We start from the raw sequence: 15473 nt of genomic DNA, 5'->3' as shown, positions 1-15473 counted from the left end.
GAGGCGTGTCTTAAGGCCGGATGAGAAAGCTCAGGGCGCGTCTGAGCCGCGCACCGGGGAGCCGGGCAGCCGGACCCGGGCGAGGACGCCGCCGCCGTCGGCAGGCTCCAAGCTCACCTCGCCGCCGCTCTCTTCCACCACGCGCGCCACGATCGACAGGCCCAGGCCCGAGCCGGGCAGGCTGCGCGCCGACGGCGAGCGCCAGAACCGCTCGAACACGTGCGGCAGCTCGTCGGCGGGGATGCCGGGCCCGTGGTCGCGGACCGTCAGCTCGCCGCCCTTCAGCCGCACCTCGACGGACCCGTCCGGCGGGCTGAACTTCACCGCGTTGTCCAGCAGGTTCACCACCGCGCGCTCCAGCGAGGGCGGGTCGCCCAGCACGAACCAGGGCTCGGCGTCGGCCTCGACGCGCAGGCCCGGCCCGCGCAGCCGGGCGCGCTCGACGGCCCGCCCGACCACCTCGTGCAGCGCCACGCTCTCGCGCGCCGGTTCGCGCTCGTCGGGCCGGGCCAGCTCCAGCAGGTCGCCGACCAGGCTGGACAGCTCCAGCATCTGCGCCTTGACGCTGACCAGCAGCCGCCGCCGGTCGGCCGGCGGCAGCGCGCGGCCGGTCTCCTCCGAGCGCAGCAGCAGGTCGATGTTGGTGCGCAGGCTGGTCAGCGGCGTGCGCAGCTCGTGCCCGGCGTCGGCGATCAGCTGCTGCTGGCGCTCGCGCGCCCCGGCCAGGGCGGCGGTCATGGTGTTGAACGAGCGGGACAGGCGCGCGATCTCGTCGGCGCCCTCGGCGGGGATGGGGGTGTCCAGGTCCTCGGTGCGGGCGATGTGCTCGACCACGCCGGTCAGCTCGTCCACCGGGCGCAGCGCGGCGCGCGCGATCAGCAGCCCGGCGGTGGCCGCGCCCAGCACGCCCAGCGCCGACACCAGCAACAGCAGCAGCGCCAGGGTGCCGAGGGGGCCTTCCACCTGGTCCAGCGGGAGCGCGATCGACACCGCCGCCCCGTCCGCCTCCCGCATCGGGCGGGTCAGGATGCGCATCGGCGTGCCGTCGGCGGTGGTCCCGTCGTGCAGCGCCTCGGTACGGACGCCGCGCGCCACCTCGACGTCGGCGGGCGTCACCGTCAGCACGTACTGCGACCCCTCCACCGCGCAGTGCCCGCCGTCCGCCTTGACCACCTGGCTCGCGCCGAAGGGGTTGCGGCGGCCCGCCACCGGCTCCTGGCTGCACACCTGCAACGCCATCCACTGCGAGCTCGGCGGCCCCATCGGCGCCGACCGCAACGACCGGTCGAGCTGCCCGTAGAGCTGGTCGCGGGTCAGCACCCAGCCGGTGACCGCGCACGCGGCCACCGCCAGGGCCACCGCCACCGCCGTCAGCAGCGCCAGGCGGGCGCGCAGCGGCAGCCGCCTGGTCACGCCGCCGCCGAGCGCAGCACGTACCCGACGCCCCGGACGGTGTGCACCAGCCGGGGCAGCCCGTCCACCTCGGTCTTGCGGCGCAGGTACATCACGTACACGTCCAGGGAGTTGGAGGCGGGCTCAAAGTCGAAGCCCCAGACCGTCTCCAGGATCTGCTCGCGGGTCAGCACCTGCCGGGGATGGGTCAGGAACAGCTCCAGCAACATGTGCTCGGTGCGGGTCAGCTCCAGCCGCCGCCCGGCGCGGGTGACCTCGCGGGTGCCGGTGTCCATGCGCAGGTCGTCGAAGGCCAGCACGTCCCCGGCGGCGGTGTCCCGCGCGCTGATCGCGCTGCGCCGCAGCAGCGCCCGGACGCGGGCCAGCAGCTCGTCCAGCTCGAACGGCTTGACCAGGTAGTCGTCGGCCCCGGCGTCCAGGCCGGTGACGCGGTCGCCGACCATGTCGCGGGCGGTGAGCATCAGCACCGGGGTGGTGACGCCCTGGGCGCGCAGGCGGCGGCAGGCGGTCAGGCCGTCCATCCGCGGCATCAGCACGTCCAGCACGACCAGGTCGGGTTCGGCGGCGGCGACCCGGTCCAGCGCGGCCAGGCCGTCGGCGGCCTCGTCCACGCCGTACCCCTCGAACTCCAGGCTGCGCGCCAGCGACTCGCGGACGGCGGGCTCGTCGTCCACGACCAGGATTCGCGCGGCGCTCTCCGCCGTCCCAGGCTCCATGCTCCTACGGTAACCAGCCATAACCGCAGGTGGCGCGGGGTGGGGCCGATTCTCATGCGGATCTCATGAACCGCGATGATCTAGGAGGCGCGGTCGACCGGCGGCTCGCTCGGGCGCTGCCGGTCCGGCTGCGGGGCCGGTCGGGGAGCCGGTCGTGGGGACGGGCGCACGGCGGTGACGACCGAGGTCCGCACCACGGCCGTGGTCGCGCCGCCCGCCGCCTGCGTGACGGTGGTCAGGATCGCCGCGGGCAGCGCCTGCGGGGTCTCCAGCCGGGTCCGGCGGGTCCAGATCCGGTAGCGGGAGGCGTTCTTGAGCGTGCTCACCGCGATCTTGGGGATGGCGCGCGGGGCGGTCCGGGTGGTGGCCCGCACCGCGATGCCGGTGGCCGACTCCAGCGCGCCACTGGCGGCGGGGTTGGCGACCACGATGGTGGCCGCGCCGCGTGCGGCCCTGCCGACGAGTCCGGACACCGTGCCCGTCAGCGTGTCGGACAGCGTGCTGCCCGGCACCGCGCCCGCCATCGTGCCCGTGACCACCGAGGCCCCCGGCCGGTCGGCCATTCCCGGCGGGACGGGCCGGGTCGCGGCCGTCCAGGACGTGCGGACCACGTCCACCACCACGTCCTTGGCCACGTCGCGCATCAGGTCGCGCAGCGCGTCCTTCATCGCCAGCTTCAGCGCCTCGCGCATCAGCTCGGCCATCACCGTCTCGATCACCACGACGGTCGCGCGGGCGGCGGCCCGCGAGGCCAGGTCGACGGTGGTGCGCGCCACGGCGCTGCCCGCCAGCGCGCCCAGCAGCCCCCCGGCCTGCCGCGCGGCGTCCCGGGCGGCGTCGGCGACGCCCGCCTGGCGGGCGATGTCGGCGACCGCCGAGGTGAGCGGGGTCAGCTCGGCGAGCGCGGCGGCCTCCTGGGCGCGGTCGCGCACGGTGCGGGCCGCGTCGCGGGCGGTCTCGCGGGCGACCTCCCGCACGACCTGCACGATGATGTCGCGGCCCACGTCCAGGGCGACCTCGACGGCCACGTCGGCGACCGCGTCCAGCGCCGTGTCCACCACGATGCGGGTGGCGGCCTGCACGACCGGCTGCGCGGCGGTGCGGCCCGCCACGTCCAGGGCGGTCGCGGCGGCGGCGCGGGCGAAGGGGTTGCGGGCCGCCAGCCGGGCCGCCGCGGCGGCCATCGGGTGCTGGGCGGCCTGCCCGGCGATCTCCATGGCGGTGGTGGTGACGCTGAAGGCGGTGCCGGTGACGGCGTTGGACTCGGCCAGCGCGCGGGCCTCGGTGACCGCCTTCTCGGCCGCCGCCGAGGCGATCTGCACCGCCGCGTCGCGGGCGGCGCGCTCGATCACGTTCATCGCGCCGGTGCGCACGAGCTGGTCCACGATCTGCTCGGCCGCGCGCGAGGCGGCCTCACGGCCCGCCTGCCGCAGCGGCTCGGTCGCCTCGCCCGCGCGGCGCGCGGCCACCGACGCGGTGGGGGCGAGGCCCGTCCAGATCTCCTCGATCCGCTCGGCCGCCGCCCGGTCCAGCCGCGACGCCAGGCCGGGCCCCCCGGACGGCCGCCCCAATGGCTGCTCGGGACGCTCGGACCCCTGCCGGGACGGCGCATCCGCCCCCGCGGGCTCCACCTGATCGTCCATGTCCCGCCCCATCCCGGGCCCCCTCTCCAGGTCGGCGCCTCCAAATCACCATAACCGCCGCCCGATGTGACCCACCTCATCCTCTCGGACGGGGTGCCCGTCCTCCCCTGCGGTGGCGCGGGGACATACGCGGTGGCCCGGAGGGGGATGTGCTGTGTATCCTGGTCGCCGGAACCGAGAAGGAGGTGGGTCGATGGCCGTCATGCCGGTCGCTGCTGCGCGCAGCACCTCGACCCGTCACACTTCCCGGGCCGCGCGCTGACCCCTGCCCACGCAGGACGGTCGCCGGGCCCATTCACGCAAGGGTTCCTCCGTTGTCTTCTGCTTTTCCGCAGGTGCTCATCTCCCATGGCTGGGATGAGGACCTGGAGCACTCCTTCGCCCCGCACCGTGCGGCGGGGCTGGTCCCGGCCCGGATCGCCGGGGTGGACCGCGGCCTGTGCGACGTGATCACCGAGGACGGCCCGCTGCGGGCCGACTCCACCCCGGTGACCACCGCCGAACAGCCGCTCCTCCCCTGCACCGGCGACTGGGCCGCGCTGCGGACCGGCGAGCACCCCGCCCTGGTGGCGCTGCTGCCGCGCCGCACCGCGATCGTCCGCGCCACGGCCGCCCGCGACTCGCGCGGGCAGGTCCTGGCGGCCAACGTCGACACCATCGCCATCGCCGTCTCGCTGGACGAGGTCCCGGTCGACCTCGGGCGACTGGAACGGCTGCTCACGCTGGCCTGGGAGAGCGGCGCGCGGCCGGTGGTCGTGCTGACCAAGGCCGACAGCGTCGCCGACCCCGGCGAGCTGGCCGACCTCGTCGACGAGGTCGCGACGGCCGCGCCCGGCGCCGAGATCGTCACCGTCAGCGCCGCCACCGGCGACGGCGTGGACGTGGTCACCGCCGTGCTGACCGGCACCGTCGTGCTGGTCGGCCGGTCGGGGGCGGGCAAGTCCACCCTCGGCAACGCCCTGCTGGGCGAGGACCGGCTGGCCACCGGCGCGATCCGGGCCGTCGACGGCAAGGGGCGGCACACCACCGTGCGCCGCGAGCTGCTGCCGCTGCCCGGCGGCGGGGTGCTCATCGACACCCCGGGGCTGCGCGGCGTCGGCCTCTACGACGCCGCCGACGGCCTCCAGCAGACCTTCGCCGAGATCGAGGAGCTGGCGCGCGAGTGCCGGTTCGGCGACTGCGCCCACCAGAGCGAGCCGGGCTGCGCCGTCCTCGCCGCCATCGAGGACGGCACCCTGCCGCAACGACGGCTCGACAGCTACCGCAAGCTGTTGCGGGAGAACGAGTGGGTCGCCTCGCGCAGCGACGCCCGGCTCCGCGCCGAGCGGCTCAACCAGTGGAAGACCATCCACAAGGCGCACCGGCAGGCCTACAAGCTGCGGGGGCGGAAGGAATGAGGGAGATCATGACCGAGCAGGCACGCGGCTGGACGGTCCGGCCGGAGACCGAAGCCGACCGGGCGGCGGTGCACCGGGTGGTCGCCGCCGCGTTCCCCACGCCCGCCGAGGCCGACCTGGTGGACGCGCTGCGCACCGACCCGGCGTGGCTGCCGGGCCTGTCGTGGGTGGCCGAGACGTCCGGCGGCGAGGTGATCGGCCACGCGCTGATCACCCGCTGCACCATCGACGGGGCCGACGCGCTCGCGCTCGCGCCGGTGTCGGTGCTGCCCGAGCACCAGCGCACCGGCGTGGGCGGCGCCGTGATCGAGGCCGCCCTCCAGGCGGCCCGCGAGCGGGGCGAGGCGCTGGTCACGGTGCTGGGCCATCCCGAGTACTACCCGCGCTTCGGGTTCGTGCGGGCGTCCACGCTGGGCGTCAAGGTGCCGTTCGAGGTCCCGGACGAGGCGCTGATGGTGCTGGTGCTGGACGACTCCGAGCCGCCGCCCAGCGGCACGATCAGGTACGCGGCCCCGTTCGGGGTCTGAGTTCCTGAGTTGAGGTGAACGGGCCGGGCCGTGGCGCATCGTGCGTCACGGCCCGGTGCCGTCGCCTGGGTCAACGGCCCTTGCGCTGGTAGGTCCGCACCGACAGCGGCACGAACACCACCAGCAGCGCCGCGCTCCACAGCAGCACGGTGGCCACCGGGTGCTCCAGCGGCCAGGAGGTGTGCCCCGCAGGCACGCCGGGGTTGCCGAACAGTTCGCGACTGGAGGCGGTGAGCGCGCTGACCGGGTTCCACTCGGTGACGGTGCGCAGCCAGGCGGGCATCCCGCCGGTCGGGACGAAGGCGTTGGACAACATGGTGACCGGCAGCGACAGCGGGAGGAGCTGGTCGGCGGTCTGCTCGTTCTTGACCACCAGGCCCAGGTAGCAGCCCGCCCAGCTCATCGCGTAGCGGAACAACACCAGCAGCGCGAACGCCTGGACGGTGGGCCACAACCCGCGGTGCGGCTGCCAGCCGACCACCAGGCCGGTCACCACCATGATGACCAGGCCGAGCAGCCCGCCCAGGACGTCGGCGCCGGTCTGCCCGAACGGCACCGCCGAGCGCGCCATCGGCATCGAGCGGAACCGGTCCATCACGCCCCGGGAGGCGTCGGTGGCGACCTTCATCGTGACGGACATGGCCGAGGTGAAGCTGACCATGGCGAACAGGCCCGGCATCAGGTACTCGCGGTAGTCGCCGCCGCCGGGGATCTGGATGGCGCTGCCGAACACGTAGCCGAACAGCAGCACCATGATGGCGGGGAAGACCAGGGAGACGATCAGTTCGCCGGGTTCCTGGCGCAGGCGGCTCAGCTCGCGGCCGACGAGGGTGAGGCCGTCGACGAGGGTCCAGCGCAGGCGGCCGGTCCAGGTCGTGGGGGGTCGGGGGGCGAGGACGGCCATCACACGGTCTCCTTGGCGGGGGCGGTTTCCACGCTCTGGTCGGGGGCGGGGTCGTCTTCGGCGGGGCGTCCGGTCAGGCGCAGGAACACCTCGTCCAGGGTGGGGCGGCGCAGGCCCACGTCGGCGGCGGCGACCCCGGCGCGGTCCAGCTCGCGCACCACGTCGGCCAGGCGGATCCCGCCGCGTGCCAGCGGCACGCTGAGGCTCCCGCTCTCGGGGTCGGGCACCGGTTCGGCCCCGGCGAGCCCGGCCAGGACCGAGGCTGCGCCGCCCAGCAGCGCCGCGTCCTCCAGCACGACGTCGAGCCGGTCGCCGATGGTGGCCTTCAGCTCGTCGGGGGTGCCGGTGGCGATGGCGCGGCCGTGGTCGATGACCACGATGTCGTCGGCCAGCCGGTCGGCCTCGTCCAGGTACTGGGTGGTGAGCAGCACGGTGGTGCCGTCGGTGACCAGCTCGCGGATCGCGTCCCAGATCTCGCCGCGGCTGCGCGGGTCCAGGCCGGTGGTGGGCTCGTCCAGGAACAACACCCGGGGCCGCAGGATCAGGCAGGTGATCAGGTCCAGGCGGCGGCGCATGCCGCCGGAGTAGCCGCCCGCCCGCCGGTCGGCGGCCTCCATCAGCCCGAAACGTTCCAGCAGCTCGTCGGCGCGCCGGTGGGCGTCGCGCCGCGACAGGTGCGACAACCGCCCGAACAGGCGCAGGTTGCCGCGGCCGGTGAGCTTCTCGTCCACCGCCGCGTACTGCCCGGCCAGCCCGATCAGGGCGCGGACGCGGTCGGCCTCGGCCACCACGTCGTGCCCGGCGATGCGGGCGTGCCCGGCGTCGGGGTCGGCGAGGGTGGCCAGGATCCGGACGGCGGTGGTCTTGCCCGCGCCGTTGGGGCCGAGCACGCCGCAGACCGTCCCGGCCGGGACGGCGAGGTCCAGCCCGCGCAGCGCGCGGGTGTCGCCGAAGTTCTTGTGCAGCCCTTCGGCCACCACGATCGGATCGTCCATGATCCCTCCACTGGGTACGCCGTACGCAAAGAAGACACCGCCAGCCTAAACAACCGGGTACGCCGTACGCAACTAGGATGTGGCGCAGGGAGGTGACCGGTGAGCGACACCGAGTACGTGAGCATCTGGATGCGCCCCGAGCGCCCGGCGCGGGGGCCGAAGCCGGCCTACAGCCGCGCGCAGATCACCGAGGCCGCGGTCCGGATCGCCGACGCCGAGGGGCTGGAGGCCGCGTCCATGCGCCGGATCGCCGCCGAGATCGGCGCCGGGGCGATGTCGTTGTACCGGTACGTGCCCAGCCGCGAGGACCTGGTCGAGCTGATGTACGACCACGTGTTCGGCGAGCAGGCGCTTCCCGACCGCCCCTCCGGGGACTGGCGGGCCGACCTGACCTTGATGGCGCACGCCATGCGCGCGACCCTGCTGCGGCATCCCTGGGTGGCCGTCGCCCCGCGCGGGCGGCCCTCGATCGGGCCCAACCAGCTCCGGCTGACGGAGTTCGGCGCGGGGGCGCTGGACCTCGGCATCCCCATCGACGACATCCTCACCTACGCCGGGCTGCTGCACGGGTACGTCGCCAACGTCACCCGCGACGAGCTGGCGTGGATCGAGGAGAAGCGCCGCAGCGGCATGTCGCCCGAGGACCTGATGGTGCGCAACTCCCCCTACGTGCGCCGGCTGCTGGCGTCCGGCAGGTATCCGATGTTCCAGCGCATCGTGATGGACGCGCGCCAGCCGCACATGAGCATGGACGAGCGGTTCGCCTACGGGCTGGAACGGGTCCTGAAGTGCATCGAGGCGGCGCTGCCCGACGACGTCCGCGAGGCCGCCGCCGAACGTGCCCGGAACGCCGTCTCGTCCAGCGGCGGGGCGGTCGGCGCCGAAGGCTAGGTTCATGGTCATGTTGCGGGGACGGGAGACCGGCCGGGCCGTGGTCGCGGAGCTGGTCGCGCGGGCGCGGGCCGGGCGCAGCGGGGTGCTGGTGGTCCGGGGCGAGGCGGGGATCGGCAAGACGGCGCTGCTCGACCAGGCCGTCCGGGAGGCCGAGGGCGTCCGGGTGCTGCGGGCGGCGGGGGTCGAGGCCGAGGCAGGGCTGCCGTTCGCGGCCCTCCAGATGTTGTTGCGGCCGGGGCTGGCGCGGCTGGACGCGCTTCCCGCGCCCCAGGCGGCGGCGCTGCGCGGCGCGCTGGGACTGGCCGAACGGTCCGGCGACCGGTTCCTGGTCGGGCTGGCGGTCCTGACGCTGCTGTCGGAACTGGCCGCCGAACGCCCGCTGGTGTGCGTGGTGGACGACGCGCACTGGCTCGACGCCGACTCCGCCGATGCGCTGCTGTTCACCGCGCGCCGGATCGGGGCCGAGAGCGTCGCCCTGCTCTTCGCCGCACGCGACGGCTTCGACGCCCCCGGCCTGCCGGAACTGGCGCTGGACGGGCTGGATCGGAAAACCGCCCTCGACCTGCTGGCAGAACGCGCGCCCGAGCTGGCCGGACCGGTGCGCGAACGTGTCGTCGCCGAAGCCGCGGGCAATCCCCTCGCGCTGCTGGAACTGCCCGACGGCCTCAGCACCGACCAGCGGACGGGACGTGCCGAGCTTCCCGACGGCCTGCCGCTGCCGGTGACGCGACGGCTGCTGGACGCCTTCGGCGCGCGCATCGACCGTCTGCCCGAGCAGGCCCGGCTGGCGCTGACCGTCGCGGCCGCCGAAGGAACCGGCGACCTGGGCACCGTGCTCCAAGCCGCCCACATCGTCGGGGCCACGGCCGCCGACCTGGAGGAGGCCGAACGCGCCGGGCTCGTCCGGATCACCGGCGTCACCGTGGCGTTCGGGCATCCGCTGATCCGCGCCGCCGCCTACCAAGGTGCCCCGCTGACCATGCGGATGGCGGCGCACCGGGCACTGGCGGAGACAGTGCGCGGCGACCGGCACATCCTGCACAAAGCCGCCGCCACCGTGACGCCGGACGAGACCGTCGCCGCCGAACTGGAACGCGCCGCCGCCAACGCGCGGGCCGCCGCCGTCTCGTTGTACGAGCAGGCCGCCCGCCTCAGCCCCGGGCAGCCCGCGCAGGCGTGGCGGCTGACGCGCGCCGCGCAGTCGGCCATCACGGTCGGCCGCACCGAAGAGGCGACCGAACTGGCCGAACGTGCGGGCGCACTGACCGACGATCCCGTCCTGCGCGCCGGGCTGGCCATGGTCACCGCCACGGCCGGTTTCGAGCGCGGCGCCCCGCACGGCACCGCCGACCTGCTGACGGGCAACGCCGCCGCCGTCACCGGCGACGATCCGGGCCTGGCCCTGACGCTGCTGGTCATCGCGGCGGGCAACGCCTGGGAGGCCCACGAACCCGCCGCGCTGCGCCGCGCCGCCGCCCTGGCCGAGACGCTGCGGCCGGTCGCGCCCCCGGTCAGCGCCGCGATCGGCGGGCTGTCGGCGGCGGCCGACGGCGACTACGCGCGCGGCCTTCCACCGCTGCGTGACCTGGTGGACCGAACGCGCGCCACCCCTGACGACAGCCTCATCGTGCGGCTGTTCGCGCTGTCGGCCACCTGGCTGCTGGGCGACGACGCGGCCCTGGCGGAACTGGCCGCCGCCGACATCGCCCGCAGCCGGGAACACGGCCTGGCCGGTGCCCTGCCCACCGTGCTCCAGAAGCTCGCCCAGGCCCAGGTCATGAGCGGGCGGCACCGCGACGCCGAGGCCACCGTCGCCGAGGCGCTGGACCTGGCGCACGCCACCGGCCAGCGGAACCGGATCGTCCGCGTCAGCACGGTCGCCGCGCGCATCGCCGCCGTCGAAGGCGACGAGGAGCACCGACCCGCCCAGCCCGCCGAGGCCGGGCTACTGGATCTGGGACTGGGGCGGTACGAGGAGGCGTTGCGCCTGCTGGAGGAAGCCGCGCGCGAGCACACCGCCACCGCCCTGTTCGCCCTCCCTGACCTGGTGGAGGCAGCGGTGCGGATGGAGCAGGCCGGTCGCGCCGTCGAGCCCGCTGAACGGTTCGCGCACTGGGCGCAAGCCTCCGGGCAACGCTGGGCCGCCGCCGTCGCCGAACGTTGCCGGGCACTACTGGAGCCTGCGGAAAAGCACTACCTCGGCGCGCTGGACCTGCACGACGACGGCGCGCGCCCCTTCGAGCGGGCCCGCACCGAGCTTGCCTACGGCGAATGGTTGCGCCGCGAACGCCGCCGCTCGGACGCGCGGGCCCCGCTGCGATCGGCGCTGCGCGCCTTCGAGAGCCTGCGGGCCGGGCCGTGGGCCGATCGTGCCCGCACCGAGCTACGTGCCACCGGCGACACCGTGGCCGCCCCCGCCGTGCAAGGGCCGGAACACCTGCTGACGCCGCAGGAACTCCAGATCGTCCGGCTCGCGGCGGCCGGGATCGGCAACCGCGAGATCGCCGCCCGGCTGTTCCTCAGCCACCGGACCGTCGAGTACCACCTCTACAAGGCCTATCCCAAGCTCGGCGTCACCTCCCGCACCGAGCTGGCCGCGCTGGGGTTGTCCGGCTGAACTACGGTGCCGCCACGGATTCGCGCCAGTGGCCGTGCTCCGTAGCGTCCTCACCAGTGAACGACACTGAGCGACGAGGGGCGGAACCGACGATGAGCAAGGCGATCATCTTCACCGAGCCGGGTGGACCCGAGGTGCTGCGGCTGGCCGACCTGCCCGACCCGCAGGCCGGGCCGGGCGAGGTGCGGGTCCGGGTGCGGGCGGCGGGCGTGCAGCCGTTCGACGTCGCGGTGGTGGAGGGGTGGGTGCCGCCGAACGCCGACCCCTCCTGGCCGCGCATCCCGGGCAACGAGTACGCGGGCGTGATCGACCAGGTGGGCGAGGGCGTGACCGGGTTCGCGGTGGGCGACGAGGTGCTGGGGTTCGGGCTGATGAACGCCTACCGCGAGCACGTGGCCGTCCCCGCCGACCACGTCACCGCCAAGCCCGCCGCCATGCCGTGGGAGGTCGCGGGCGGGTTCACCGCCGCCGCGCAGACCGCGCACATCGCGCTGGAGGAGATGCGCGTCGGCGCGGGCGACACCGTGCTGGTGCATGGCGCGGCCGGAGCCGTGGGCGGCGTCGCGGTGCAGCTCGCGCGGCTGTGGGGCGCCACGACGGTGATCGGCGCGGCGCGCGAGGCGCAGCACGACTATCTGCGCTCGCTCGGCGCGGTCCCGCTCGCCTACGGCGACGGCTTCGCCGACCGGGTGCGCGCCCTGGCCCCCGGCGGGGTGGACACCGCGCTGGACGGCGTGGGCGGCGCGGTGCTGGACGTCACGATGGAGCTGGTGAAGGACCCTGCGCGCGTGATCACGCTGGTCGACCACGGCCGCGCCGCCGACCTGGGCGCGCGGACGACGCCGCCCAAGCGGTCGGCCGCCCGGCTGGCGGAGCTGGCCGACCTGTACGCGCAGGGCAAGCTGGCCTTCCACGTCCGGGAGACCTTCCCCCTGGAACGCGCCGCCGACGCGCAGCGCTCCTACTCGGCGGGCGGCATCCGGGGCAAGATCGTCCTCACGGTGGACTAGGCACGGTGGGCTAGGGCGGCGCGCGGCCGGGCGTCCGCGCCCACGTTCCGGGCGCCCGGCCGCGCGTCGGCCCACGGGTCTCACCGGCGGGGTCAGACCTCCACGATCTCCTCGATGCCCTTGAGCTGGTGCCGCGCCAGCGCCAGGTTGGCGCGGCCCCGGTCCAGCGCCAGGTACAGGAACAGGCCCTTGCCCTTGCGGCCGCTGACCGGCCGGATGATGTGGTACTGGCCGGACAGCGTGATGAGGATGTCCTCGATGTCGTCCTTGATGCCGAGCTGCTCCATCGTGCGCATCTTGGCGCGCACCACCTCGGTGTTGCCGGCCGCGGCGACCTGGAGGTCCAGGGTCTTGGAGCTGCCCAGCATGCCCAGGGCCATGCCGCTGTTGTAGTCGACCAGCGCGGCGCCGACGGCGCCGTCGATCGTCATCATGTCCTTGAGCACCAGATCGATGTTCGTCATGGCTGTTCCCTTCGTTGGCGATCGGTCGTTCCGTTGTCGTTGGGCGCCAGGTGCGCGCCGATGGCGCGCGCGGCCGGGCGCGACTCCAGGTGCAGGCGGCCCACGTTGACGCCGGGGCCGGCCAGCACCGTCAGCGACGCCGTCCAGCCGGCGGAGTACACCACCACGTAGCCGTTGGTGCCGTGCACCACGACCTCGTGGAAGCCGCCGCCGTGCGCGGTGGAGGCCATGCGGTGCGACAGCGCCAGCTCCGAGGCGGTCAGCGCCGCCATCCCGGCCGGTTCGATCTCCGGCGGCAGGTCGTGGGCGATGAGCATGCCGTCGGAGGAGGCGACCAGGCTGCCCACGCACCGGTCGATGCGCCGGCGCAGCGCGGTGAGCTCGGCCAGCACCACCGGATCGGACTGGTACGGGTAGGCGGGCCCGGCCGGTCCGGGCTCGCTCTCGGGCATCGCCACTTTCGTCAACCTCCCCATCAGTTCGCCCAGCCGTCTCTTCCGCTCGGTCACGCGAGTTCCTCCAGCGCCGTCCGCAGCCGGACGAGCAGGTCGTGATCGACCGGCGTCCACCGTTCGGCCGGCGGCGCGCCGTCCGGGCCCGCCCGCCGCCGCTCCGGAAGCGGCGGGTCCCCGAGGTCCGGTTCGGGCGGGGGCGGCTCCACCAGCCCCGCGCCGGCCAGCGCGCGCACCGCCAGCAGGCAGCCGAAGGCGGTGCGGCCGAGGTCGCGGGCCAGCTCGGGCGGGGTGCGCCGGCCGTCGGCGTTCACCAGCAGCTCGGTCTGGAGCCCGGTCAGCAGCACCCGCTGGCGGCGGACGCGGCGCACCGGGACGACCGGGGCCCGCTCGATGCGGTCGGCCCCCTCGGCGGCCAGCCGGTCGCGGCGGCGCCGGTACTCGTGCACCAGCGTGGCCGGGGTGATCCGGCAGACCTGCGCCAGCCAGTGCGGCGGGCCCTCGCGGAAGCGCGGCTCGGCGGCCGAGCCGAGCAGGAAGTAGGCCGCGTCGAACGCCGACAGCAGCGCGAACGTCTCCAGCATCGGCTGCCCGAGCGCCGCGGCGGCGGCCTCGCGGTCGCCCTCCCCGGCTCCCTCCGCCCAGTGTTCGGGGACGCGGTGGCCGCTGGCGGCGACCAGGCGCTCCAGCCCGGCGGTGCGGGGGCTCTCGGCGAAGACCACCGCGCCGTCGGCCAGGTACAGCGCGCCCTCGCGCCCGAGGCGCAGGACGCCGGTGCGGCGGCTCCGTTCCAACCGCCGGAGTTCGGCGACGAGCGCGCTGTCACCGCCCATCCCCGGCCTCCGTCAATTCCCCGACGATCTTTCGCAGCCCGATCCTGGCCAGTGCCAGATTGCCTTTGTCGTGATCGATCAGCAGGTGCAGGAAAAGGTGCCCGTCGAAGCCGGCGTCGACCAGGGCGATCAGATGGTGACCGGCGGCGCCGCCGACGATGATCTCGTCGATGTCGGTGCCGCCGAGCGCCGGGCAGGCCAGCACCGCGCGCACCACGTCGGTGGTCCCGGCGGCGTCCTCGTGCTGGTCGACGCCGTCCTGGCGGCCCGCGGCGGCCACGGCCAGCCCGCTCGCGCCGTCCACCAGCGTGACGCTGCGGGCCCCGGGGATCTCCATGATCCGCATGAGGCAGCCGTCGATTCCCAGCACTGTCCCCCCTCGCCGGTGAGAGTTGCGGAGGGCCCGACATTACACGTGGCAGTTCGTTGATGTGTTGGTAAAGACGACTTTGTGGTGACCATTTCGGAGCGTAACTACAAAAGAGTATAAATACCGTGCGGTATTTGTCTCCCGGCCATTGTCGTCAGGGACCGGCCGGACCGGCGGCGGCGGCCGTCGCGCGCTTCCCCGCCGCGCGCAGATGGGCGCGCAACTCGGGCGGCTCGTGCACCTCGAACGCGCAGCCCAGCATGATCAACCGGGCGGCGAGCCACTCCAGGGTGTCGGCGTGGGTGCGCAACCGGCAGCGGCCCTCGCCGAGCACCTCCAGTTCGTCGGCACTCCCGCCGAGGCGTGCGCGCGCCTCCTCCAGTGGCAGGTGCAGGGTCACCAAGGCCTCGTAGACCGGAGCCAGCGAGTACATCCGGTCCTGCATGTAGGAGGCCGCGTCCCCGCCCGGCGGCACGCGCGGCGTGAAGCGCTGACCGGTGGCGAACGGCTCGGTCATCCGATCCACCCGGAAGATGCGCCAGTCCGCGCGCTGGTCGTCGTAGGCGAGCAGGTACCAGCGCCGTCCCATGGCCACCAGCCGGTAGGGCTCCACCAGCCGCCGCGTCCGCCCGCCTCCGGCCGACTCGTAGGCGAAGCGCAGCCGCTCTCCGCCCGCCGACGCGGACGCGACCGCCGTCAGGACATCGGGATCGACGCGCGAACCGTCCGAAGTGGCCAGCGCGACGGTGGCGGCGTTCAGGTTGCCGACGCGGTGCCGCAGCCGGGCGGGAAGCACCTGCTCCAGCTTGGCGAGGGCGCGCACCGACGCGTCCTCGATGCCCTCCACCGCGTTGCCCGCCGCCGTCCGGAGACCGACGGCGATGGCGACGGCCTCCTCGTCGTCCAGCAGCAGCGGCGGCATCGCCTTACCGGCGACCAGCCGGTAGCCGCCTTCGGGACCCATCGTCGCCTGCACCGGGTAGCCGAGGTCGCGCAGGCGCTCGATGTCGCGGCGGATGGTGCGGGGGCTGACCTCCAGCCGTTCGGCCAGCTCGCTGCCCGCCCACTCGCGAGGGGTCTGGAGCAGGGACAGCAGGTTCAGCAGCCGCGCAGGAGTGTCCGCCATGGCCCTCATTGTGGCCGGAGTGCAGGACAGGAACCGGCCTAGGGCCTGCCTCAAAGACCTCAGCCGTCGCGCGAATGCCTAACTGTCCCGGCGGGGCGATGCCGAAGGCGAG

The 15473-nt window shown here is 74.6% G+C and carries 15 protein-coding genes; 5 read left to right on the top strand and 10 right to left on the bottom strand.

Annotation, left to right across the window (positions count from 1 at the left end; translation table 11 throughout):
* Positions 1-30: 30 nt before the first annotated feature.
* From AH6_RS02005 to AH6_RS01995, 3 genes are all read right to left on the bottom strand, one after another.
* Positions 31-1413, bottom strand: a complete 1383-nt coding sequence (locus AH6_RS02005) for a HAMP domain-containing sensor histidine kinase (RefSeq protein ID WP_067472476.1) — start codon at positions 1411-1413, stop codon at positions 31-33.
* The gene (locus AH6_RS02000; RefSeq protein ID WP_067472473.1) at positions 1410-2129 is read right to left on the bottom strand and encodes a response regulator transcription factor; all 720 of its coding nucleotides are present in this window, start codon (positions 2127-2129) and stop codon (positions 1410-1412) included. Before AH6_RS02000 ends, AH6_RS02005 begins: the two co-directional genes overlap by 4 nt.
* A gap of 80 nt (positions 2130-2209) precedes the next feature.
* A complete protein-coding gene (locus AH6_RS01995; protein ID WP_157431209.1) occupies positions 2210-3772 on the bottom strand; it encodes a hypothetical protein in 1563 nt (520 codons plus the stop codon).
* 314 nt (positions 3773-4086) lie between these two features.
* On the opposite strand from AH6_RS01995, the gene rsgA reads away from it, so the two are divergent.
* Positions 4087-5169, top strand: a complete 1083-nt coding sequence (rsgA, locus tag AH6_RS01990) for a ribosome small subunit-dependent GTPase A (protein ID WP_245679131.1) — start codon at positions 4087-4089, stop codon at positions 5167-5169.
* Positions 5170-5177: 8 nt separating this feature from the next.
* A complete protein-coding gene (locus tag AH6_RS01985; RefSeq protein WP_067472469.1) occupies positions 5178-5696 on the top strand; it encodes a GNAT family N-acetyltransferase in 519 nt (172 codons plus the stop codon).
* A gap of 70 nt (positions 5697-5766) precedes the next feature.
* Here AH6_RS01985 and AH6_RS01980 read toward each other — a convergent pair whose 3' ends face one another.
* Together AH6_RS01980 and AH6_RS01975 are read right to left on the bottom strand one after the other, a co-directional pair.
* Complete coding sequence (locus AH6_RS01980) at positions 5767-6600, bottom strand: ABC transporter permease (protein WP_067472466.1); 834 nt, start codon at positions 6598-6600, stop codon at positions 5767-5769.
* Positions 6600-7595, bottom strand: a complete 996-nt coding sequence (locus AH6_RS01975) for an ATP-binding cassette domain-containing protein (RefSeq protein WP_067472463.1) — start codon at positions 7593-7595, stop codon at positions 6600-6602. The genes AH6_RS01980 and AH6_RS01975 overlap by 1 nt, the downstream gene beginning before the upstream one ends.
* Before the next feature lie 99 nt (positions 7596-7694).
* On the opposite strand from AH6_RS01975, the gene AH6_RS01970 reads away from it, so the two are divergent.
* The 3 genes from AH6_RS01970 to AH6_RS01960 all read left to right on the top strand — a co-directional run bounded on the left by AH6_RS01970 (position 7695) and on the right by AH6_RS01960 (position 12116).
* Positions 7695-8486 carry a TetR/AcrR family transcriptional regulator gene (locus AH6_RS01970; protein ID WP_067472460.1) on the top strand — a complete coding sequence of 264 codons (792 nt, stop codon included), beginning with the start codon at positions 7695-7697 and terminating at the stop codon, positions 8484-8486.
* A gap of 10 nt (positions 8487-8496) precedes the next feature.
* Entirely contained in the window at positions 8497-11106 is a 2610-nt protein-coding gene (locus AH6_RS01965) for an ATP-binding protein (RefSeq protein ID WP_067472539.1), read from the top strand.
* 92 nt (positions 11107-11198) lie between these two features.
* On the top strand, positions 11199-12116 hold the full coding sequence (locus tag AH6_RS01960; protein WP_067472457.1) for an NADP-dependent oxidoreductase: 918 nt from the start codon (positions 11199-11201) through the stop codon (positions 12114-12116).
* A 92-nt stretch (positions 12117-12208) separates the two neighbouring features.
* Here the strand turns inward: AH6_RS01960 and AH6_RS01955 are convergent, their stop codons facing one another.
* The 5 genes from AH6_RS01955 to AH6_RS01935 form a co-directional block, all read right to left on the bottom strand.
* Positions 12209-12580, bottom strand: coding sequence for a hypothetical protein (locus AH6_RS01955; RefSeq protein ID WP_067472454.1), 372 nt, complete (start codon positions 12578-12580; stop codon positions 12209-12211).
* Positions 12577-13089: a roadblock/LC7 domain-containing protein gene (locus AH6_RS01950; RefSeq protein ID WP_245679130.1), complete on the bottom strand. Its 513-nt coding sequence runs from the start codon at positions 13087-13089 to the stop codon at positions 12577-12579. The genes AH6_RS01955 and AH6_RS01950 overlap by 4 nt, the downstream gene beginning before the upstream one ends.
* On the bottom strand, positions 13086-13865 hold the full coding sequence (locus AH6_RS01945) for a hypothetical protein (protein WP_067472451.1): 780 nt from the start codon (positions 13863-13865) through the stop codon (positions 13086-13088). The genes AH6_RS01950 and AH6_RS01945 overlap by 4 nt, the downstream gene beginning before the upstream one ends.
* Complete coding sequence (locus AH6_RS01940; protein WP_245679129.1) at positions 13855-14211, bottom strand: hypothetical protein; 357 nt, start codon at positions 14209-14211, stop codon at positions 13855-13857. Before AH6_RS01940 ends, AH6_RS01945 begins: the two co-directional genes overlap by 11 nt.
* Positions 14212-14389: 178 nt before the next feature.
* On the bottom strand, positions 14390-15361 hold the full coding sequence (locus AH6_RS01935; protein ID WP_067472445.1) for a helix-turn-helix transcriptional regulator: 972 nt from the start codon (positions 15359-15361) through the stop codon (positions 14390-14392).
* Between the last annotated feature and the right edge of the window lie 112 nt (positions 15362-15473).

It is taken from the genome of Actinomadura hibisca NBRC 15177 (assembly GCF_001552635.1).
Classification (GTDB): domain Bacteria; phylum Actinomycetota; class Actinomycetes; order Streptosporangiales; family Streptosporangiaceae; genus Spirillospora; species Spirillospora hibisca.
This window is presented reverse-complemented; position numbering and strand designations above follow the sequence as displayed.

Bases quoted from the DNA above. Each gene is read 5' to 3' on its own strand.
- AH6_RS01975 (WP_067472463.1), bottom strand. From the start codon at position 7,595: ATGGACGATCCGATCGTGGTGGCCGAAGGGCTGCACAAGAACTTCGGC.
- AH6_RS01980 (WP_067472466.1), bottom strand. From the start codon at position 6,600: ATGGCCGTCCTCGCCCCCCGACCCCCCACGACCTGGACCGGCCGCCTG.
- AH6_RS01945 (WP_067472451.1), bottom strand. From the start codon at position 13,865: ATGGGCGGTGACAGCGCGCTCGTCGCCGAACTCCGGCGGTTGGAACGG.
- AH6_RS01995 (WP_157431209.1), bottom strand. From the start codon at position 3,772: ATGGACGATCAGGTGGAGCCCGCGGGGGCGGATGCGCCGTCCCGGCAG.
- AH6_RS01960 (WP_067472457.1), top strand. From the start codon at position 11,199: ATGAGCAAGGCGATCATCTTCACCGAGCCGGGTGGACCCGAGGTGCTG.
- AH6_RS01965 (WP_067472539.1), top strand. From the start codon at position 8,497: ATGTTGCGGGGACGGGAGACCGGCCGGGCCGTGGTCGCGGAGCTGGTC.
- AH6_RS01985 (WP_067472469.1), top strand. From the start codon at position 5,178: ATGACCGAGCAGGCACGCGGCTGGACGGTCCGGCCGGAGACCGAAGCC.
- AH6_RS01935 (WP_067472445.1), bottom strand. From the start codon at position 15,361: ATGGCGGACACTCCTGCGCGGCTGCTGAACCTGCTGTCCCTGCTCCAG.
- AH6_RS01955 (WP_067472454.1), bottom strand. From the start codon at position 12,580: ATGACGAACATCGATCTGGTGCTCAAGGACATGATGACGATCGACGGC.
- AH6_RS02000 (WP_067472473.1), bottom strand. From the start codon at position 2,129: ATGGAGCCTGGGACGGCGGAGAGCGCCGCGCGAATCCTGGTCGTGGAC.
- AH6_RS01940 (WP_245679129.1), bottom strand. From the start codon at position 14,211: ATGCGGATCATGGAGATCCCCGGGGCCCGCAGCGTCACGCTGGTGGAC.